Origin of the sequence: Nocardioides sp. ChNu-153 (assembly GCF_030466625.1) — a bacterium.
Classification (GTDB): Bacteria; Actinomycetota; Actinomycetes; order Propionibacteriales; family Nocardioidaceae; genus Nocardioides.
In genome coordinates, this window is sequence record NZ_JADEVT010000021.1 from 1 (window position 1) to 19,563 (window position 19,563).

Annotated in this window: 21 protein-coding genes; 11 read left to right on the forward strand and 10 right to left on the reverse strand. The window is 76.2% G+C overall.

Translation table 11 applies throughout. From position 1 onward, the window contains the following. Nucleotides 1-250, forward strand: a 250-nt coding sequence (locus INN71_RS17300; RefSeq protein WP_301801337.1) for a hypothetical protein, incomplete at its 5' end; no start/stop codon positions are given. Between the two features lie 42 nt (nt 251-292). On the opposite strand, the gene INN71_RS17305 is transcribed toward INN71_RS17300, so the two are convergent. Further along, nucleotides 293-1,081: a FadR/GntR family transcriptional regulator gene (locus INN71_RS17305; protein ID WP_301801339.1), complete on the reverse strand. Its 789-nt coding sequence runs from the start codon at nt 1,079-1,081 to the stop codon at nt 293-295. A gap of 143 nt (nt 1,082-1,224) precedes the next feature. Here INN71_RS17305 and INN71_RS17310 point away from each other — a divergent pair, with 143 nt between their 5' ends. Both INN71_RS17310 and INN71_RS17315 read left to right on the forward strand, forming a co-directional pair. Further along, nucleotides 1,225-1,833, forward strand: a complete 609-nt coding sequence (locus INN71_RS17310; protein ID WP_301801340.1) for a gluconokinase — start codon at nt 1,225-1,227, stop codon at nt 1,831-1,833. Beyond that, entirely contained in the window at nt 1,830-3,332 is a 1,503-nt protein-coding gene (locus INN71_RS17315; protein WP_301801342.1) for a GntP family permease, read from the forward strand. The genes INN71_RS17310 and INN71_RS17315 overlap by 4 nt, the downstream gene beginning before the upstream one ends. Here the strand turns inward: INN71_RS17315 and INN71_RS17320 are convergent. Beyond that, nucleotides 3,329-3,973: a mismatch-specific DNA-glycosylase gene (locus INN71_RS17320; protein WP_301801343.1), complete on the reverse strand. Its 645-nt coding sequence runs from the start codon at nt 3,971-3,973 to the stop codon at nt 3,329-3,331. The genes INN71_RS17315 and INN71_RS17320 overlap by 4 nt on opposite strands. Before the next feature lie 66 nt (nt 3,974-4,039). Here INN71_RS17320 and INN71_RS17325 point away from each other — a divergent pair, with 66 nt between their 5' ends. Next, nucleotides 4,040-4,660, forward strand: coding sequence for a hypothetical protein (locus tag INN71_RS17325; RefSeq protein WP_301801345.1), 621 nt, complete (start codon nt 4,040-4,042; stop codon nt 4,658-4,660). A 48-nt stretch (nt 4,661-4,708) separates the two neighbouring features. On the opposite strand, the gene INN71_RS17330 is transcribed toward INN71_RS17325, so the two are convergent. Next, nucleotides 4,709-5,569 carry an Fpg/Nei family DNA glycosylase gene (locus tag INN71_RS17330; protein ID WP_301801346.1) on the reverse strand — a complete coding sequence of 287 codons (861 nt, stop codon included), beginning with the start codon at nt 5,567-5,569 and terminating at the stop codon, nt 4,709-4,711. 113 nt (nt 5,570-5,682) lie between these two features. On the opposite strand from INN71_RS17330, the gene INN71_RS17335 reads away from it, so the two are divergent. From INN71_RS17335 to INN71_RS17350, 4 genes are all read left to right on the forward strand, one after another. After that, nucleotides 5,683-6,711, forward strand: a complete 1,029-nt coding sequence (locus INN71_RS17335; protein WP_301801348.1) for an ABC transporter ATP-binding protein — start codon at nt 5,683-5,685, stop codon at nt 6,709-6,711. A gap of 2 nt (nt 6,712-6,713) precedes the next feature. Continuing rightward, nucleotides 6,714-7,535 (forward strand): ABC transporter permease, encoded by an 822-nt coding sequence (locus INN71_RS17340; RefSeq protein ID WP_301801350.1) that lies wholly within the window; start codon nt 6,714-6,716, stop codon nt 7,533-7,535. Between the two features lie 109 nt (nt 7,536-7,644). Further along, the gene (locus INN71_RS17345; RefSeq protein WP_301801351.1) at nt 7,645-8,883 is read left to right on the forward strand and encodes a sensor histidine kinase; all 1,239 of its coding nucleotides are present in this window, start codon (nt 7,645-7,647) and stop codon (nt 8,881-8,883) included. Then, entirely contained in the window at nt 8,880-9,503 is a 624-nt protein-coding gene (locus tag INN71_RS17350) for a response regulator transcription factor (RefSeq protein WP_301801353.1), read from the forward strand. The genes INN71_RS17345 and INN71_RS17350 overlap by 4 nt, the downstream gene beginning before the upstream one ends. 31 nt (nt 9,504-9,534) lie before the next feature. On the opposite strand, the gene INN71_RS17355 is transcribed toward INN71_RS17350, so the two are convergent. Next, nucleotides 9,535-10,692, reverse strand: coding sequence for a phosphodiester glycosidase family protein (locus INN71_RS17355; protein WP_301801354.1), 1,158 nt, complete (start codon nt 10,690-10,692; stop codon nt 9,535-9,537). Between the two features lie 70 nt (nt 10,693-10,762). Here INN71_RS17355 and INN71_RS17360 point away from each other — a divergent pair, with 70 nt between their 5' ends. Beyond that, complete coding sequence (locus INN71_RS17360) at nt 10,763-11,815, forward strand: glycosyltransferase family 2 protein (protein ID WP_301801356.1); 1,053 nt, start codon at nt 10,763-10,765, stop codon at nt 11,813-11,815. A gap of 34 nt (nt 11,816-11,849) precedes the next feature. Here the strand turns inward: INN71_RS17360 and INN71_RS17365 are convergent, their stop codons facing one another. From INN71_RS17365 to INN71_RS17385, 5 genes are all read right to left on the reverse strand, one after another. Further along, nucleotides 11,850-12,680, reverse strand: coding sequence for an ABC transporter ATP-binding protein (locus tag INN71_RS17365; RefSeq protein ID WP_301801358.1), 831 nt, complete (start codon nt 12,678-12,680; stop codon nt 11,850-11,852). Further along, entirely contained in the window at nt 12,673-13,572 is a 900-nt protein-coding gene (locus INN71_RS17370) for an ABC transporter permease (protein WP_301801361.1), read from the reverse strand. Before INN71_RS17370 ends, INN71_RS17365 begins: the two co-directional genes overlap by 8 nt. 189 nt (nt 13,573-13,761) lie before the next feature. Next, nucleotides 13,762-14,586 (reverse strand): hypothetical protein, encoded by an 825-nt coding sequence (locus tag INN71_RS17375; RefSeq protein ID WP_301801363.1) that lies wholly within the window; start codon nt 14,584-14,586, stop codon nt 13,762-13,764. A 56-nt stretch (nt 14,587-14,642) separates the two neighbouring features. After that, a complete protein-coding gene (locus INN71_RS17380; RefSeq protein WP_277501039.1) occupies nt 14,643-15,119 on the reverse strand; it encodes a GNAT family N-acetyltransferase in 477 nt (158 codons plus the stop codon). A gap of 65 nt (nt 15,120-15,184) precedes the next feature. After that, entirely contained in the window at nt 15,185-16,024 is an 840-nt protein-coding gene (locus INN71_RS17385; protein WP_277501040.1) for an endonuclease/exonuclease/phosphatase family protein, read from the reverse strand. A 36-nt stretch (nt 16,025-16,060) separates the two neighbouring features. On the opposite strand from INN71_RS17385, the gene INN71_RS17390 reads away from it, so the two are divergent. Both INN71_RS17390 and INN71_RS17395 read left to right on the forward strand, forming a co-directional pair. Then, nucleotides 16,061-16,744, forward strand: coding sequence for an alpha/beta fold hydrolase (locus tag INN71_RS17390; RefSeq protein ID WP_277501042.1), 684 nt, complete (start codon nt 16,061-16,063; stop codon nt 16,742-16,744). A 15-nt stretch (nt 16,745-16,759) separates the two neighbouring features. Then, nucleotides 16,760-18,034 (forward strand): site-specific DNA-methyltransferase, encoded by a 1,275-nt coding sequence (locus INN71_RS17395; RefSeq protein WP_277501043.1) that lies wholly within the window; start codon nt 16,760-16,762, stop codon nt 18,032-18,034. Here INN71_RS17395 and INN71_RS17400 read toward each other — a convergent pair. After that, nucleotides 17,983-19,413 carry a wax ester/triacylglycerol synthase family O-acyltransferase gene (locus tag INN71_RS17400; protein WP_277501044.1) on the reverse strand — a complete coding sequence of 477 codons (1,431 nt, stop codon included), beginning with the start codon at nt 19,411-19,413 and terminating at the stop codon, nt 17,983-17,985. The genes INN71_RS17395 and INN71_RS17400 overlap by 52 nt on opposite strands. Nucleotides 19,414-19,563: the final 150 nt, after the last annotated feature.

Below are 19,563 nucleotides of genomic sequence, written 5' to 3' on the forward strand. Positions count from 1 at the left end.
CGCCCCGACGCCGGGCGCGGGGCGGTCCGCCGCGCGGGCGCGCGACGCGGCGGTCGCCGCGCTCGCGCTCGGCGCCGTCGGGGCGGCGCTGGTGCTGGTGGCGCACGGCTCGGCGCAGCAGGCCGTGCGGTCCACGGGCTCCGTGGTGCTCGAGCTCGTGGGCTACGGCGCGCTCGTGGCCGCCGCGCTCGTGCTCGTGGTCGGGCTCCTGCGGGCGTTCGCCCGGCCCGCGCCCCCGTCGCAGGAGTGACCCGGCCGCGCCGGGGCCGGGGCCCGGCCCATCACCGGGCCGTCAGCGGTCGCCGGGGCCCGCCTGCTCGGCGAGGGTCTGCTGGGCCTCCTGCGCCTCGGTGATGATGCGGCGCATGGCGTCCTCGGCGGCCGCCGGCTCTCCCCGGCGCACGGCCCGGGCGACCTCGGCGTGCCATTCGATGGCGTCGGGATTCGGGTCGGCCGGCATCAGGTGGTGGTGGGTGCGCCCGGCGAGAACCTCGCCGACGACGTCGGCGAGCGCGGCGTACATCTCGTTCCCCGACGCCGCCAGCATCGTCGTGTGGAACACCTGGTCGGCCGCCAGGTACGCGTCGAGGTCCCGCGCCCGCGCGTGCACCGTCATGTCGGACACGGCCGAGGCCATCCGTGCCGCCTGCTCGGCGGTGGCGCGCTGGGCGGCCAGTGCCGCGGCGGCCGGTTCGAAGCCCGCCCGGAGCTCGCTGAGCGACCGCAGCTGGGCGTCGCGCTCGGCCCCGTCGAGGCGCCAGCGGATCAGCCGCGGGTCGAAGACGTTCCACGCCGCGCGCTCGCTGACGGTGATGCCGACGCGCCGCCGCGACGTCACCAGCCCCATGGCGCCGAGCACCTGCACCGCCTCGCGCGACACCGAGCGGGAGACGCCGTACGTCGCGTCGACGCCCTCGAGCGTCAGCACGGTGCCCGGCGGCAGGTCGCCGGCCACGATGCGGTGGCCCAGCGCGTCCAGCACGTCCTCGCGGCGACGGCCGGCGCCGGTGGACGGGGTGGTGGACGGGGTCGACGGGGTGGGGGACGGGGTGACCGACGGGGCGCCCGGGGGGTTCGGCACCAGCGCCTCCTCGCAAAGATCAGATTTATTCGCGTAACGGGGTTGTAAACGGCAGACGAATCATCGCACACTGTCCGGGCCCCGATGTGATGCCGCGCACAGCACGTGCGGGACGCCCGGGCGCCTGGACGAGGGAGCCGCCGATGACCGATCCGACCCGCCCGGGGCCCCGGCCCCTCGTCGTCGTCATGGGGGTGTCCGGCTCCGGCAAGTCCACCGTCGGAGCGGCGCTCGCCCAGCGCCTCCGCGTGCCGTTCGGCGACGCGGACGACTTCCACCCGCCGGCCAACATCGCCAAGATGTCCGCCGGCCACGCCCTCGACGACGCCGACCGCGAGCCGTGGCTCGAGGCCATCGGCGCCTGGCTCGCCGAGCGCGCCGAGGCCCGCGGCGGCGTCGTGACCTGCTCCGCCCTCAAGCGCGCCTACCGCGACCGCATCCGGGCGAGCGCCCCCACCGCCGTGTTCGTGCACCTGGCCGGCTCGCGCGAGGTCATCGCGGCGCGCCAGGCCAGCCGCCCCGGCCACTTCATGCCCGCCTCGCTGCTCGACTCCCAGTTCGCGACGCTCGAGGACCTCGAGCCCGACGAGACCGGCTTCGTCGTCGACGTCCGCCTCTCCGTCGACGACCTCGTGGACGCCGCGGCGGCGCGGCTCGCCGTACCCTCCGCCGACCCCACCCCCGACCCCACCCCCGACCCCACCCTCGACCCCGCGGGCCACCCCGCCGACGACCAGGAGCTGGACCGATGACCACCCTCCCCGTGCCCTCGACCGAGGGCCTGCTGGCGGCGGTGCGCCCGCTGGCCACCGGCGACCTCGTGCAGCCCGTCAACGGCGGCGCCCAGCTCGTGATCGGCGGTCTCGCCGGCATCGCCGTCGTCGTGGTGCTCGTGGCCGTCGCCAAGCTGCACCCGTTCCTGGCCCTCGTGCTCGGCGGGTTCACCGTCGGCGCGATCGCGGTCGTCGGCTCCGACGCGGAGGTCGACGGCGAGGCCTACGACTTCCAGCACGTCGTGACCGTGTTCAGCACGGGCTTCGGCAACACCACCGCCAGCGTCGGCCTGCTCATCGCGCTCGGCGCCATGTTCGCCAAGCTGCTCGCCGACTCCGGCGGCGCCGACCAGGTCGTCGACACGATCGTGGGCCGGGCCTCGCCGCGGGCGCTGCCGTGGGCGATGGCGGGCGTCGGTGCCCTCATCGGCCTGCCGATGTTCTTCGAGATCGGGCTCGTGCTGCTGATGCCCGTCATCTACCTCGTCGCCCGGCGCGCCCAGATCTCGCTCGTCGCGATCGGCATCCCGACGCTGGCCGGCCTGTCCGCGATGCACGCCCTCGTGCCGCCGCACCCCGGCCCGCTGCTGGCCATCGACAACCTCGGCGCCGACCTCGGCGTCACCCTCGGCCTCGGCGTCCTGCTGGCCATCCCGGTCGTCATCGTCGCCGGCCCGCTCTTCGGCATCCTGGCCGCCCGCTGGGTGCCGGTGGCCGCGCCGAGCGACGCCGACTCGCCCGTCTCGGTCGGCGGCCGCTCCGGCGGCGTCACCGGCGGCGGTGACCCGGGGGAGGCTGACGGCGGCGTGCGCCGGCCCGGCTTCGCGACGACGGTCGCCACCGTGCTGCTGCCCGTGATCCTGATGATGGGCAAGGCCCTGGCCGACGTGCTGCTGGAGGAGGGCAACGGCGTGCGCACCGTGCTCGACCTGCTGGGCACCCCGTTCGTCGCCCTGCTCCTCGCCGTGCTCGTGGCCATGTGGACCTTCGGCTTCGGGCTGGGCTGGAGCGCGGGGGAGGTCGGCAGGAGCGTCGAGAGCTCGCTGCCCGGCGTGGCCGGCATCCTGCTCATCGTGGCCGCCGGCGGCGGGTTCAAGGAGGTGCTGGTCTCGACCGGCATCGGCACCCTGCTGGCCGAGTGGGCGCAGGACGCGAACGTGTCGGTGATGCTGCTCGCCTGGGTGCTCGCCGTGCTCATCCGCCTGGCGACCGGGTCGGCGACCATCGCGACGGTCACGGCCTCCTCGCTGATGGCCGGCCTGGTCGACGGGCTCAGCTCCGGCGAGGTCTCCCTCATGGTGCTGGCGATCGGCTCGGGCTCGGTGTTCTTCTCGCACCTCAACGACGCGGGGTTCTGGCTGGTGAAGGAGTACTTCCGCCTCGACGTGCCCCAGACCATCAAGACCTGGTCGGCGATGGAGACCGTCCTGTCGGTCACCGGTCTCGTGCTGGTGCTCGGGCTCGACCTGGTGATCTAGGCGGGGTCCCCGGGCTGCCCGGGCTGCGGGGTCTCGTCGCCCACGACCCCGGCGACCCCCGCGGCCCGGGCGGCCTCGCCGTACGCCACCGCGAGGCTCGCGACCGTCTCGTGCGCGTTGAGCCCGCTGGGGTTCGGCACGACCCACACCTCGCTGGTGCCCCACGGCTCGGGCTGCCGCCCGGCGACGGCCTTGGGCAGCCCGAACGCGCCCCGGTACGCCGTGATCCCCGCGACCGCGACGACCCGCGGGCGTCGCTCCTCGACGAGCACGCGCAGGCGCGCCCCGCCCGCACGCAGCTCGTCGCCGGTCAGCTCGTCGGCCCGGGCGCTGGCGCGGCGCACCACGTTCGTGATGCCGATGCCCCGCTCGCGCAGGTGGGCCCGGTCGGCGTCGCTCATGCCGTCGGCCGGGTCGATGGGCCGCGTGATGATCCCGGCCCGCAGCAGCGCCGGGTAGAACCGGTTGACCGGGTGCGCGAAGTGCGTCTGCGTGGCCGCGGTCCACAACCCGGGGTTGATGCCGACGAACAGCAGCCGCAGCGGCGGGTCGCCCGGCCCGGGCAACAGGTCGGGCACCGTGGCGCCGTTGAACGACTCCAGCTCGGCGCGGGTGAACCGGGTACGGCGGGGCGGCGGCACCCGGCGAGCCTGCCACACCGCGCCACCGCCGGTTTGCGCCGACCGCGCCCGGGGAGGGTCGGCGTCGTGACCACTCCCCACGCCGCCTTCGCCACGCCGTACCCGCCGTCGGAGGAGACGTTCGCCGGCTCCCTCATGCTCCAGGTGGCCCGCGGCGTCGAGGACCTCGACGACCTCCGCGACCAGGTGGAGGACCTCGTCGAGCACGACGACTTCTCCGCCGTCCACCCCGACGACCCGGTGCCGACCCTCGAGGAGGCCCACGCCCTGCTCGACCAGGTCGTCGCCGCCCACGACGCGGTGGTGACGGAGCCCTCGCCGAGCGCGCTCGCCCTCGAGCGGGCGCTGGCCGCGCTGCCGGGCCGGGGGATCGCGGTGTCGGTCGGTGAGGGGTTCGACGCGGGCGAGGCCGCGCGGGAGGGGTACGCCGCCGCGCGCGAGCTGCCCGGTGCCGTCGGCTACGTCTACTGCCACCTGCAGGACCTCGACCGCGTGGTGCTGACCGGCCGGCTGCTGCTGGGCTTCAGCGGCATGTCGGGCCGGCTCGACGACGAGGCCGCGGCGGTCGGGCGGACCGTCGTCGAGGTGCTCACCGACGCCGGGCTCCCGGTCGCGTGGGACGGCGACCCCGGCGCCCGCGTCCTCGTCGACCCGGTGCGCTGGGAACGCCCCTTCGGCACGCGCTGACACGGGCCTGGTCCTGCGGCGGGCCTGGTCCTGCGGCGGGCCTGGTCCTCAGCGGGCCTGGTCCTCCCAGCGGCCGGCGCCCACCACGCGGTGCGGGAGCCGGCCCTCCGGCCCCGGGCCGGGCTGGCAGCGGGGGCACCACCAGGTACGGCGGTTCGCGGCGTCGTTCGCGAGCTCGGCCGCCACCTGCACGGTCGTGCCGCACCGCAGGCACGGGCGCCCGGCGCGGCCGACGACCCAGTGGCTCTCGCCGCGGCGGCTGCTGCCGGTGGTGACCTGGTAGGCCCCGGGCGCGGTGACCGAGTGCCGCAGGGCGGTGGCGGCGCGGGCCACGAGAACGGGCAGGTCGACCTCGCCCACCGGCGTCCACGGGCTGCGCCCGACGAGGAACGCGAGCTCGTTCACCCACAGGTTGCCGAGCCCGGCCAGGAGGGTCTGGTCGAGCAGTGCCGAGACGAGCGGGGTCGCGGGCCGGGTGAGCAGGCGCCGCACGGCCTCGTCGGGGTCCCAGTCCGCGCGCAGCGGGTCGGGGCCCAGGTGGCCCACCACCGCGCGCTCGTCCGACGTCGCCACCAGGTCGAGGTCGTGCAGCTTCTGGCCCCAGGCCGTGGGTCCCTCGGTCGTCGCGAGCACCACCCGTACGTCGGGCTGCACCCGCCGCGGCAGCTGCTTGCCGGCGCCCGTCACGGTCCAGCTGCCGTCCATGCGCAGGTGGGAGTGGAGCGTCACGTCGCCGGAGAACCGGGTGAGCAGGTGCTTGCCGTGGGTGGCGTGCTCGAGCACCGTGCGCCCGGCCAGGTCGCGGGTCGCGAGCCGCGGCACGCGGAAGTCGCTGCGGGCCAGCGTGCGCCCCTGCAGCGACCGGTCGAGCCGGCGCGCGAGCAGGTGGACGCTGTCTCCCTCGGGCACGCCGTCGACGGTAGCCGCCCGTGACAGATGTCATCCCCGACCCGTGACGACCGCTGCCGGACCGGTGACGGGGTGCACTGCCGCCGGGGCGCCAGCGGGCGGAGGGTGGAGCCATGACCACCACACCGACGCCCGCGACCACGCCCGGGGAGGCAGCCGTGCGCAGCACCCCGACGTCCGACGACCCGTCCGACAACGCCATCACGGTGCGCGGCCTCGTGCGCCGCTACGGCCGCGGCGCCGACGCCTTCGAGGCGGTCCGCGGGCTCGACCTCGACGTGCGCCGCGGCTCGGTGACGGCCCTGCTGGGCACGAACGGGGCCGGCAAGACCTCGACGCTCGAGGTCGTCGAGGGCCTGGCCCGCGCCACCGAGGGCGAGGTGCGGGTGCTGGGGCTCGACCCCGTCCGCGACCGCGCGGAGGTGCGCCGCCGTACCGGCGTGCTGCTGCAGAGCAGCGGCTTCTCCGGCGACCTCACCGTCGTCGAGACCGCGCGGATGTGGCACTCCACCCTCAGTGCGCCCCGCCCGGTCGACGAGGCCCTCGGGATGCTCGACCTCGCGGGCCGCGCCGACGTCAAGGTCCGCTCGCTGTCCGGCGGCGAGCGCCGGCGCCTCGACCTCGCCTGCACCCTCATGGGCCGCCCCGAGCTGGTGCTCCTCGACGAGCCGACCACCGGCCTCGACCCCGAGAGCCGCCGCGAGGTGTGGCGCCTGGTGCGCGGGCTGCGGTCCGCGGGCGCGACGGTGGTCATCACGACGCACTACCTCGACGAGGCGGAGGCGCTCGCCGACCGGCTCGAGATCATGCACGCCGGGCGGATCGTGCGCAGCGGCACCGCCGGCGAGATCGCCGCAGGCCACCCCTCCACCATCACCTTCGACCGCCTCGAGCGGGCGCTGCCGGACCTGCCCGGCGGCCAGGTGGACCCCTCGTCGTACGGCGAGCCCCGCACCGTGCTGCACACCGTCGACCTCCAGGTCACCCTCACGGCCCTGCTCGACTGGGCACGGACCGAGGGCATCCGCCTCGACGCGCTCGACGCCCGCACCGCCAGCCTCGAGTCCGTCTTCCTCGCCATCGCGGACGGCGCCTCCACCACCGGCACCCCCGCCGCGACCGACCTCCCGAAGGGAGCCTGACCATGTCCTCGACCACCCCGCTCGCGTCCCTCGACCTGACGCCGGCCCCGGCCGACGCCCCACGGGTCGGCCCGCTGCGCCGACTGGTCGGCCTGGCCCGCGCCAACGCGCTGCTGCTGACGCGCAACCGGATGACGCTGTCCTACGCCCTGCTGCTGCCCCTGCTGCCCCTCACCTTCCTGCTGGCGGGCGACCGCGGCGACACCACCGCCGGCACCACCGCGATGAGCAGCGTGCTGATGCTCGGCGCGCTCTTCCCGGTCTTCTACAACCTGCTCTCCCTCGTGGTGACCCGCCGCGACGAGCTCGTGCTCAAGCGGCTGCGCACCGGCGAGGCCCGCGACGGCGAGATCCTGCTCTCGATGGCGCTGCCGGGGGTCGTCGCCTTCGTGCTCATCTCGGCCGTCGCCACGGTCGCGCTGCTGGCCCTGGGCCAGCCGGCCCCCGCCAACCCCGTGGTCGCGATCGCCGCCGTCCTGCTGGGCGCCGCCGCCTTCGCCGGCCTCGCCTTCTGGACGGCCGCCTGGACCCGCAACGCCGAGGCCGCTCAGCTCACCTCGATGCCGGTCATCCTCATCGCCGTCGTCGGCAACCTGCGCGCCGTCTTCCCCGAGCGGCTGCAGCCGTTCGTCGACCTCACCCCCGGCGCCGCGCTCGACGCGCTCGCCCGCGCCGGCTGGTTCGGCCAGGACGTCGAGGGCGCGGAGCTGTCGTTCGCGGAGACCTTCACGACCGCCGCCGAGCCGCTGCTCGTGCTCGCCGCCTGGACCGCCCTGGCGGTCTGGCTCACCCTGCGCACGATGCGCTGGGAGCCGCGGGCCTGAGACCGGGCGGCGACCGCGGGTCGCCGCCCCGCCGCGGTGCCGGGCCTCCTCGGGGGAGGGGCCCGGCACCGCGTGCGTCGTGACGGACAGGTCGGGGAGGATGGACGCCATGGCGCGGTGGAACGGGTTCTGGACCCGGCGGACGGACGTCCAGCGGGTCGACCTCTACACCCGCTGGTCGTTCTACCTCATCGCCTGGTGGATGAACATCAGCCTCCTCGGCACCGCGCTCGCGGAGCTGGGCGGGGAGGCGGCGTCCGCGCTGCCGCTGCTGGTGGTCACCGTCGTGCTCACGGTCGCGGCGACGGCGGGCATCGGGCGCGTGCTCGACCTGCACCCCCGCGACCCCCTGGAGGACCCGCGGGCCCGGCGCATCGTCGTCGGCGTGGTGGTGCTCGCCCTCGCCGTGCTCGTGTCCGCCGCCCTGCTGCCGCTCGAGGGCCGGGTGGCCGCGACGGGAGTGGCGTTCTCGACGACCGCCTGGGTGCTCGGCGGGGTCCGCCACCGCGTCGTCGCCGCGGCCGCCCCGGCGGCGCTCCTCGTCGGCGCGCTGGTGCTCGTGCCCGACCGGCCCGGGTCGGCGGTCGCCTTCCTCCTCGTCCACGTCTTCTTCGTCTTCACGGTGCGGGCGTCGCTGTGGCTGCTCGGCGTCGTCCGGGAGCTCGACGTCGGCCGGGCCGCCCAGAGCGAGCTGGCCGTGGCCGAGGAGCGGCTGCGCTTCTCCCGCGACGTGCACGACGTCCTGGGGCGCCACCTGTCCACCATCGCGGTCCAGGCCGAGCTCGCGGCCACCCTGGCGCAGCGCGGCGACGAGCGCGCAGAGGCGACGATGCTCGACGTACGCTCCGCCGCCCACGAGGCGCTGCGGGAGGCGCGGGCCCTCGCGCGCGGCTACCGCCCGACCGACCTCGCGGCCGAGCTGCGCGGCGCGCGGTCGCTCCTCACCTCGGCCGGGATCCGGTGCGAGGTCGGCGTCGACGAGGTGCCCGAGGAGTGGCACGAGGCGGCGGGGTGGGTGATCCGCGAGGCGGTGACGAACGTGCTGCGCCACTCGTCCGCCACCCGGGTGCTGGTGCGGTGGCAGGCGGGCGAGCTGCTGGTGGAGAACGACGGGGCCCGCGGCGAACGCGGCACCGGGGCCGACACCGGCAGCGACACCGGCAGCGACACCGGCAGCGACACCGGCGGCGGGGCCGGCGTCGGGTCCGGCCTCATCGGGCTCGCGGAGCGCCTCGCGCCCCTGGGGGCGGAGCTCGACGCCCGCCGCGACGACGACTGCTTCCGGGTGCGGGTCCGCTTCCCGGTCCGAGCGCCGGGCGCCCCGGCGCCGGAGGAGGTGGAGGCGTGACGATCCGCGTGCTGCTGGCCGACGACGAGAACCTCATCCGGGAGGCGCTCGCGCAGATGCTCGGGCTGGAGGACGACCTCGAGGTCGTCGCCCAGGCCGCGAGCGGCAGCGAGGCCCTGGCGGTCGCCCTCAAGGTGCAGCCGGACGTCGCGGTGCTCGACCTGCAGATGCCGGGCCGCGACGGCGCCGGGCTCGACGGCATCGAGGTGGCCGAGGAGCTGGCCTCCCGGCTCCCGGGCTGCGCCTGCGTCATCGTGACCAGCCACGGCCGGCCCGGGCACCTCAAGCGGGCGTTGGCTGCCGGCGTACGCGGGTTCCTGCCCAAGACCAGCTCGGCCGCGACACTGGCCGAGGTGGTGCGCACGGTGCACCGCGGCGGCCGCCACGTCGACCCCGAGCTGGCCGCCGAGGCCATCAGCGCCGGCGACAGCCCACTGACACCGCGCGAGTCCGACGTGCTGGAGCTCGCGGCCGACGGCGCGCCCGTGGAGGAGATCGCCCGGCGGGCGGCGCTGTCGCCCGGCACGGTGCGCAACTACCTCTCGAGCGCCGTCACCAAGCTGGGCGCGGCCAACCGCCACGACGCCTGCGCGACCGCGCGCCGCATGGGCTGGATCTGAGCGGCGCCCCGGCGCCCCGGGGCCGGGCCCCTCAGCCCCGCGGCACCAGCGCGATCCCGTTGGGTACGGCGCGCACCGCCCCGTCCGAGGGCCGGTTGGCCAGCCGCAGGCGACCGGCGACGTGGGCGAGCATCGTCGTCGACCCGCCGCCGTCGAGGTTGAGGGCGTCCTCCGCGCCGATGCGGGTCGCGATGGTGCCCATCTCGTAGTGGGTGGCGCCGCGGCTGCGGGTGGAGCGCCCGTCGACGACGACGAGGAACAGCCGGTTGGCGTGCCGGTCGTAGGCGATGCTCGTGCGGGGCGCGAGCGTGGTGTCCGACCGGTTGACCACGCGGCCGTCCTTCGCCAGCAGGCCGCTGCCGCCGACCGCGACCGCCGGGTCGCCCGCGACCGAGGCGCGCGGGGTGACCACCCGCCCGTACGGCATCGCCAGCAACTGGCTGGCGGCGTCCCCGCGCGCGACGAGCACGTAGCCGTCGGCCGGCATGCTGCGCCGCTGCGTCGGCGCGTTGAGCACGACGCGGCCCCGGGAGACCACGGCGGTGCGCACGTCCCGGTCGCCGCCGGTGAGGGTCCCGGCGTCGACGGTCGCGCCCCACCGGGTGTTGTAGACGCCGACGGAGTCGTCGGCCACGCTGGGGGAGTTGATCCCGGACACCCGCACGGTCGGGAACTCGGCGAGCCGCGCCTGCAGGTCGAGCGGGCCGAGGCCGACGCGGCCGGTGCGGGTCAGGAAGAACGCGTGGTTCCAGCCCGCCTCGGGGCCGTGCAGCACCCCGCGGGACCGCGAGATCCCGAACCCGCGGGGCGCGCCGGTGCCCGCCACGTCGAAGAAGTCGCCGTTGACGGCCGCCACGGCGCCCCCGGCGAGCCGGTCGAGGGTGGCGCGCTGGGCGACGCGGTTCGTCGACGTGTTCTCGACGCCGACGCTCGTCGCGGAGAGGTTCACCGTGAGGACCTGGCCGGTGAGCCGGCCGCGGTCGTCGGCGTAGGTGAGCGCGTGGAGCGACACGCCCCGGGTCAGCATCTGCCCGTTCACGAGCCGGAGCGGCTCGGCGGCAGCAGCGGAGGCGGCGGCCGCGGCGCGGCGTACCTCGGCGGAGGGGGCGGCGGACACGGGAGGGGGCACGGCGCCGACGGCGAGCAGGAGGAGGCTCGCGCCGGCCACCGCGATGCGGTGGGAGGGCATCACCCCACCGTAGGGGCGGGGCCCCGTGGCGCGCGGAGCGGCGAGGTGAACGGTGCGTAAGATCGCCGCGATGCGCCCGACCCCGCCCCCCGCGACCGACCCCGCCGAGCTCGACGTCGACCCCGCCTGGGGCGTCCTCCCGCCCGTGTCGGTGGTGATGCCGGTGCTGGAGGAGGAGCCCTACCTCACCGAGTCGGTGGCGCGGGTGCTGGCGCAGGAGTACGGCGGGGAGCTCGAGGTCGTGCTCGCCGTCGGGCCGTCGCAGGACCGCACCGAGCAGATCGCCGCGGAGCTCGCGGCCGCCGACCCACGTGTGCACGTCGTGCCGAACCCGACGGGCCGCACCCCGCAGGCCCTCAACGCCGCGATCGCCGCCTCGCACCACCCCTACGTGGTGCGCGTCGACGCCCACGGCTTCCTGCCGCCCGACTACGTGCGCCGCGTCGTCGCGCTGCTGGAGGCGACCGGCGCCGCGAACGTGGGCGGGCGGATGCACGTCGAGGGCGAGGACGACTTCGGCCGCGCCGTCGCCGTCGCGATGAGCTCGCGGCTGGGCATCGGCGGCTCGCGCTTCCACGTGGGCGGGGAGCCCGGCCCCGCCGAGACCGTCTACCTGGGGGCCTTCCGCCGCGACGTGCTGGAGCGGCTCGGGGGGTACGACGAGCGCTACCGCCGCGCGCAGGACTGGGAGCTCAACCACCGCATCCGCGCCGCGGGCGAGACCGTGTGGTTCGACCCGTCGATCGCCGTCACCTACCGCCCGCGCCGCACGGTGCGTGCGCTCGCGAAGCAGTTCCACGGCTCGGGGCGCTGGCGCCGCCGCGTGGTGGGGCACTACCCGGAGACGGCGTCGGTGCGCTACCTCGCGCCGCCGGTCGTGACGGCCGCCGTCGCGGTCGGCGCGGTCGCCGGCGTGGTGGGCGAGGTGACCGGGTCGCGGCTGCTGCGGGCGGGCTGGCTCGCCCCGCTGGGGTACGCCGGCGCGGTCGCCGCCGCCTCGGTGCCGGAGGGCCGCGACCTGCCGCCGCGCGCCCGCGCCTGGCTGCCCGTCGTCATCGCCACCATGCACCTGTCCTGGGGTGCGGGGTTCCTCCGCGACGTCGAGCGCGAGCAGCGGGCCTGAGGTCTCCCCGCCTGGATGGGAAAACCCCAGCCGCCTACTTCTTCGCCGCCTCGACCTTCTTGCGCTGGGTCTCCATGTAGGCCTCGATGACCTCGTCGGGGTCGCCGTCGGCGCGCAGGACGCCGGAGTCGAGCCACAGCACGCGGTCGCAGGTCTCCTTGATGGTGCCCATCGAGTGGCTGACGAGCAGCACGGTGCCGGCGCGCTCGCGGATCTCGTCGATGCGGCGCTGGGAGCGGGCCTTGAACGAGGCGTCGCCGGTGGCCAGCGCCTCGTCGATCATGAGGATGTCCGGCGACGCGGCGGTCGAGATGGCGAACCGCAGCCGCGCCCCCATGCCCGAGGAGTAGGCCTCCATCGGCAGGCGCACGAATTCGCCGATGTCGGCGAACTCGACGACCTCGTCGTAGTGCTGCGCGACCTCGTCGGGCTTCAGGCCCAGCGCCAGGCAGCCGAGGATGATGTTGCGCTCGCCCGACAGGTTCTTGATGAGGGCGCCGGAGACGCCGAGCAGCGAGGCGACGCCGTCGGTGTAGATCGCGCCGCTGCTCACCGGCATCGCGCCGGCGACGGCGCGCAGGAGGGTCGACTTGCCGGAGCCGTTGTGGCCGATGAGCCCGATGGACTCGCCGTGGTGGGCGACGAACGAGACGCCCTTGACCGCGTGGACCATGTCGACCGCGCCGACGCCCTGGGTGAAGCCCTGGGCCCAGCCGGGCAGGCGGGAGCTGCGGGTGCGGCGCTTGCCGCCGTACGTCTTGTACTTCAGGTGCACGTCGTCGACGACGAGCACCGGCCGGCCCCGGTCGGGGGTCGCGGGCGCCGCGGGGGTCGCGGGCACGGGGGTGGGGGTCGCGTCAGCCACGGCCGTACTTCGCCTCCGCCCGCCAGAAGAAGAGGAAGCCCACCAGCAGGGTGCCGAACGCCCAGGCCGCGGCGGCGATCCACAGCGACGCCGAGGGCTCGGCCTCGACCATGAGGCAGGTGCGGGCGAGCTGCAGGTAGACGGCGACCGGCTGGTACTCCAGCACCGTGCCGAGCAGGCCCGAGCCGGCGTAGGAGGTGATGGAGAAGAACACGCCGGAGAAGTACATGAGCGCGCGCATCGCGAACGGGATGAGGTTCGCGACGTCGCGCACCTCCACCACGAGCCGGGCCAGCAGGAACGCCATGCCCGTGCCCCACAGGTGCATGAGGGCCACGGCCCCCGGCAGCGCCAGCCACCACCAGCGCAACGGCTCGCCGGAGATGGGCATGAGCACGAGCAGCACGACGATGGCGGGCAGGAACGCGATGAGCTCGGTCAGCACCGTGGAGATGGGCAGGAGCGCCCGCGGGAACTGCAACGAGTTCACGAGACCGGTGTTGCCGACCACGGCCTTCGAACCGAGCGTGATGGCGCGGGTGACGAACTGGAAGAAGAAGACACCGACGAGCAGGTAGGCGATGTAGTTCTCGACGCCCCGGTCGGTCTTCAGCACGTAGCCGAAGATCGTCAGGTAGACCGCCGCGTTGATGAGCGGGTTGAGGATGTTCCACGCCTGGCCGAGGTAGCTGCCCTGGTTCTGGCTGTAGGCCTGCGACCGCGCCAGCACGAGCGCGAAGTGGCGCCGCTCGAGCAGTCCCTTGAGGTAGGCACCCAGCCGGGGACGACCGCCCACCTGGCGCAGGCCGTGCCGCTCGGCGATCTCCTTCAGCGAGTGCCCGACCTCCTCGGGGAGGCGGCCCTGCTGGTCGGCGACCGGCTCGGCGCTCACGCGCGGACCTCACGGCGGCGGGTCATGCGGGGGCTCCTCGGGACGGTGCGGGGGACTGCTGGGGGACGTCTGCTCGTGCTGCGAGCACCCCGCAGAGTAGCGCGTGGGGCCCTCGCGTCCGAGTCGCGGCCCGCCCGCGTGGCCCCCGCGTCGCCGCCCACGTCGTCACCCGCGCACCCACCCGCGCGCTCACCCGCAGGGGATGGAGCCGAGGCGGGCGAGGCCCTCGAGGTCGCCCGGCCCGAACTCGGTCTGGCCCGTGTTCTCGGCGTGCATCAGCTCGGTGGGGTCATCGACGTGGCCGAGCCCGACGAGGTGCGCGAACTCGTGGTCGACGATGGCTTGGCGCTGCTCCGTGCCGCCCGGCTCCCGCTCGATCGCCGCGAGGTCCTCCCGGTCGAGCACGACGATCCCGCTCGCGAGGTCGCCGACCTCGTCCTCGTCGGCCCACATCACCAGGGCCGGCTCGGGGTTGCCCGCCGGGTCCAGCCCCCGGTCGTCGATCTCGCGGTCGTCGGTCTCGCCGACCACCTCGAGGTCGAGGCCGGTGGCGCCCTCGATGGTGGCGACCGCCCGGTCCACGAGCTCGCGGTGGTCGTCGGGCGCGCCCTCGGGGTTGACCACGACGCGGATCGGGACGCACGGGTCGTAGCCGACCGGCTCCTCGCTGCCGTCCTGGGTGGCGGCGAACGCGTAGGTGCCCTGGCCGGGCTCGTAGTCGGCGCCCTCGCCGTACCGCTCGAGGCCCAGCGCGGCCCGCAGGGGCGCGGCGGCCGGGGCCACGGCGAGCGTGGCGACGACGAGCAGGGCGACGACGATGCCGGCCGGGACCGCGCCGCGCAGGGTCAGGCCACCCCCGCGCCCACGCCGGGGAGGCGGCGGGGAGTACGGCGACGCGCCGAGCCCGTAGTGCGCGTCGAGGCGGTCCAGCGCCTCGAGGCGGCGGAGCATCTCCTTCTCCCACCGCACCCGCTCGCGCCGCTCGCGGCGCCCCTCGCGTCCCGTCCCACCCACCGCGTCATCATCCCCGCTGGCCCGGTGGCGACGGGCGGGAACGGGCGGGAACGGCGTCAGAGCTCCCGGGTCAGGAAGACGCTGTGCGGGTCCGGCGCGTAGTCGGCGAACGGCGGGCACTCGACGAACCCGTGGCGGGCGTAGAGCGCCCGGGCCGGGGCGAAGAACGGCTCGGTGCCGGTCTCGAGGCTGACCCGCTCCAGACCGCGGGCGCGGGCGAGGTCGAGCACGTGCAGCAGCAGCGCCGTACCCGTGCCGGAGCGGACGCGGCCGGGGTCGGTCCGCATCGACTTCAGCTCGCCGTGCGCGGCGTCGAGGCGCTTGAGGGCCGCGACTCCGAGCAGGGCGCCGTCGGGGTCGCGGGCGGTGAGGAACGTGACGGCCGGCTCCCGCAGCGCCTCGAGGTCGAGGGCGTGCACCGACTCCGGCGGGGAGACGGCCCGCATCTCGGCGAGGTGGCCGCGCAGCAGGGCCACCACGTCGGCGGCCGCGACGTCGGGCTCGGGGGCGATGACGGGGGCGGGGGCGGGCACGGCGCGAGGGTACGACGCGGGTCACCCGGCGCGGGCAGCCCGGTCGGTGCGCGGGTCAGGCCAGGTCAGACCCCGGACAGGACCACCCGCACGGCGAGGTGGTCGCTGTCGGCGACGCGGCGGGTCGCGGCGGCCGTGACGCCGACGACCCCCGCCGGGTCGTCGAGGAGCACGTGGTCGAGCTGCACCCGCGGCCGCACCGCCGGGTGGGTCGGCTCCCGCAGCGCCGGCGTCATGCCCGCCGCGCGCACCGCGAGGCGCCCGGGCAGGTTGAGGTCGCCGAGCAGCACCAGCGGCCGGGGCAGGTCGCGGCACCAGCGCACCACCTCGCGCAGCTGGTCGCGGGCGCGCCACGGGCTGAAGGACAGGTGCGTCGTCACGACGGCCACCTCGCGCGCCGGCGTCGCGACGACCGCCGCCACCGCCACCCGCGGCTCGTCGGGCACCCAGAGCACCCGGCGGCCCGCCCCGGCCGGCAGCGGCACCGGCAGCCGCACGCGCGACGGCCCCAGGCGCAGCTCGCGCCACGCGACGACGGGGTGGCGCGAGAGCAGCGCGACGCCGTACGACGGCTCGTCGGGCCGGTCCTGCGCGTCGTCGCCGGCGGGCCGGAAGGTCGACGCGGAGCCCGGCGTCCCGTGCACCGCCGCCGCGAACCGGGCGTGCCACGGCGGCGCCCCGGCGCCCCCGCGCTCCCGTCCGCGCAGCGCCGCGGCGAGCACCGCCGTCTGGTCGACGCGGCCGCTCCGGGGCAGCAGGTGGTCGACCTCCTGCACGGCGAGCACGTCGACGTCGAGGGCGGCGGCCGCGGCGGCCCACCGGCCCCAGCTCGCCGCGCCGAGCGCACCGCGCCGGTCGCGCCCGCTCGCCGCGTTCGCGGTCGCGAGGGTGAGGACGGGCGGCACGGCGCCCACGGTACGACCGGCGGGGTACCGGCGGCCGTGGACGAGACGAGCGCACCGCCGCCCCTCCGCCTGCTCGTGGTGCCGGGTCTCGGCCTCGACGCGCGGTCGTGGGCCCCGGTGGAGGCGCGCCTGGGGTGGCCGGTGACGGTGCGCACGCTCCCGGGGTACGGGGAGCCGGTGCCGCGCGGCACCGACCTCGCGCCCGCCGTGCTGGCGCGCCGGGTGGCCGACGACCTGGCGGGGCTCGGCGCCGGCCCGCCCGTCGTGCTCGCCGCCCACTCGTCGGGCTGCCAGGTCGCGGCCCACGCCGCCCGCCTCGCGCCGGAGCGGGTGGCCGCGCTGGTGCTCGTGGGCCCCACGACCGACCCCCGGGCCGCCGGCTGGCCCGCCCTGGCGCGGCGGTGGCTGGCGACCGCCGCCCGGGAGGACCCGCGCCAGGTGCCGGCGCTGGCGCGGCAGTACCGCCGTACCGGTCTCGGGTCCATGACCCGCACGATGGACGCCGCGCGCCGCGACGACGTGCGCCGCGCGCTCGCGGGCCTCACGTGCCCGGTGCTGGTGGTGCGGGGACCGCACGACCGGATCTGCCCCGCCGACTGGGCGGCGAAGCTGGGCCGCCCCGTCACGCTGCCGCGCGGCGCGCACATGGTGGTGACGACCCACGGGGCCGACGTGGCCGCGGCCGTGACGGCGTTCCTCACCGGGGAGGGGCTCGCCTGACGCATGATGAGCGCCGTGGCCTCCGAGCGGTGCGACAACGTCTTCGTCGAGGGCGACAACCTCGCGGTGCTCGCCGGGCTGCCCGACGCCTCGTTCGACGTCGCCTACCTCGACCCGCCGTACAACCGGGCCACGACGCTCGCCTACCGCGACGACTTCCGCACCGGCGCCCGCGCCACCCGGCACGCGGCGTGGGCGACGATGATGCGGCCCCGGCTCGAGGAGGTACGCCGCGTGCTCGCCCCCGGCGGCGCGCTCTTCGTCAGCATCGACGACCGGGAGGCGGCGCGGCTGCGCCTCCTGCTCGACGACGTCTTCGGCGAGGAGTGCTTCCTGGCCCAGGTGGTGGTCAACCTCAACGCGAAGGGCCGCCAGCTCGGCGGCGGGTTCGCGACCAACCACGAGTACCTGCTCGTCGTCGCCCGCGACGCGGCGGCCTGCGTGCTCGACCCGACGAGCCCCGACGGCGTCGACCCGGCCGACTTCCCCCACACCAGCGACGACGGCCGGCGCTTCCGGCTGCTGCCGCTGCGCAACACGAACAAGAAGTTCCGCCCGTCCACCGCGCCGACGCTGCACTACGCGCTGCACGGGGACGCCGCGACGGGGCGCGTCGCCACCGAGCCGTTCGCGGGGTCCGCGCCCGTCGTACCGGTCTTCGGCGACGGCAGCCCCGCCGTCTGGCGCTGGTCGCGCCCGCTCGTCGACGAGCGCCCCGACGACCTCGTGTGCCGCCGGGTGCGCGGCCGGCTGGGGGAGCGGGTCGACGTGTTCCAGCGCGACTGGTGGGAGGAGGGGCGGCGCAAGAAGCTGACGACCATCTGGACCGCCGCGGAGGTCGGGTCGACCGACACCGCCGTGGCCGAGGTCGGGGCGCTCGTGGGCAAGGCCTTCGACTCGCCGAAGCCGACCGGCCTGCTGCGGCGGGTGCTCGCGACGTACCCCGCCGACGCGCGCGTGCTCGACCCCTTCGCGGGCAGCGGCACCACGGGCCACGCCACCGCGCTGCTCAACGCCGCCGACGGCGGCACCCGCACCTGCCTCAGCATCAACCACGGCGAGGCCGTGCGGCCCGGCTCGCCGGCGTGGGACGCGGGGTTCCGCTCGGTCGCCGACGTCACCCGCGCGCGCCTGCGGGCCGTCGCGGCGAGCGTCGGGGGCGGGTACGTCGAGCGGCCCGGCCCGCTGCCCGCGGCGCCGGCCGAGGCGCCGACCGAGGCGCCGGTCGAGGACGCCCCTCAGGCGACGCCGACGGCCGACTCGAGCGCCGCGACCTCCTCGTCGAGGTAGGTCAGCAGCCGCTGCAGCCGCGGGACGGTGCGCCGGCAGCCGGTCAGCCCGAAGCCGAGGCGCCCGTCGTAGGAGGTGCAGGTGATGTTGAGCGCGATGCCGTGCAGCGGGATCGACAGGGGGTACATCCCGACCATCGGCGCCCCGTCGAAGAAGCGGGTGCCCTCGGGGCCCGGCACGTTGCTGATGATGAGGTTGAAGGGCGGGCGGGTGACCCCCTGCAGGCGCAGGAGCGGCAGGGCGACGGCCGGGGCCAGCCCGAGCGCGGACATGGCGAGGGCCTGGGCGTTCGTCATCGAGTCCAGCGCCTCCTTGCCCTCGACCATCGAGGTGTGGACGGCGGCGAGCCGGTCGGCGGCGTCGGCCCGGTCGGTGCCGAGGCGCACCATCACGGCCCCCACCGCGTTGCCGCCGGCGGCCGACGCCGTGCTCGCCTCGCCGCGCTTGAAGGACACGGGGACCATGGCGGTCAGCGTCGCCTCGGGCAGCGCGTGCAGGTCGAGCAGGTAGGAGCGCAGGGCGCCGCTGCACATCGCGAGCACCACGTCGTTGAGCGTCGTGCCCGACGCCCGCCCGATCGCCCGCAGCCGGTCGAGCGGCCAGTCCTGCGCCGCGAACCGCCGCGCGCCCGTGATGGGCCGGTTGAGCAGGGTGCGGGGGGAGTAGAAGCTGACGGCCGACGTCTGGTTGCGCAGGCCCCGGTTGAGCGTGCGCACGAGCGAGCCCGGCAGCCCTGCCGCCTCCCCGGCGATCCCGAGGGCCGAGCGCAGGGCGTGGCCCGCCTCGGCGAGCCCGTGCCCGTGGTGCCCGTGCTGGCCGTTGTGCCCGCCGTGGCCCGGGCGCCCGCCGCGGCCGGCGTCGGTGCGCAGCGCCCAGGGCGCGGGCATGTCGCGCTCGTCGGGGTCCTCGCTCAGCACGGCCTGCAGCAGCCGCATGGCCGCGACACCGTCGAGCAGGGCGTGGTGCATCTTGGAGTACATCGCGAACCGGCCGTCGGCCAGGCCCTCGATGAGGTGCCACTCCCACAGCGGCCGCTCGTAGGCCAGCCGCGTGCCGTGCAGCCGCCCGCACAGCTCGAGCAGCTCGCGGATGCGGCCCGGCTGCGGCAGCGCGCTGTGGCGCACGTGGTGCTCGACGTCGAACTGGGAGTCCGTCGCCCACGTCCACTGCCCCGCGGTCGCCAGCGAGCGGCGCGGGTGCTTGAGGAAGAGCGGCGCCACCTGCTCGGTCGCCCGGAGCCGCTCGACGAGGTCGGCCGCCCACGACGGGCCGGCGTCGGCGGGCGGCTCGAAGAGCTGGAGGGCCCCCACGTGCATCGGCATGCTGCGGTTCTCCGCGAGCAGGAAGGCGGTCGCGGTGGGGTCGAGCGGTGCTCCCACGGGGTCTCCGTCCGGGTACGTCGGGGGGTGCGGCACGCCGTACGTGGCCTGGGTCACACCGACGCGTCCCCGAAGTGTTGCAGAGCGTTGACCGCGCGGACGTGTCGGTCACCGGCGTGGACGGTGCAGGGTGGCTGCGCCGCGTTCCAC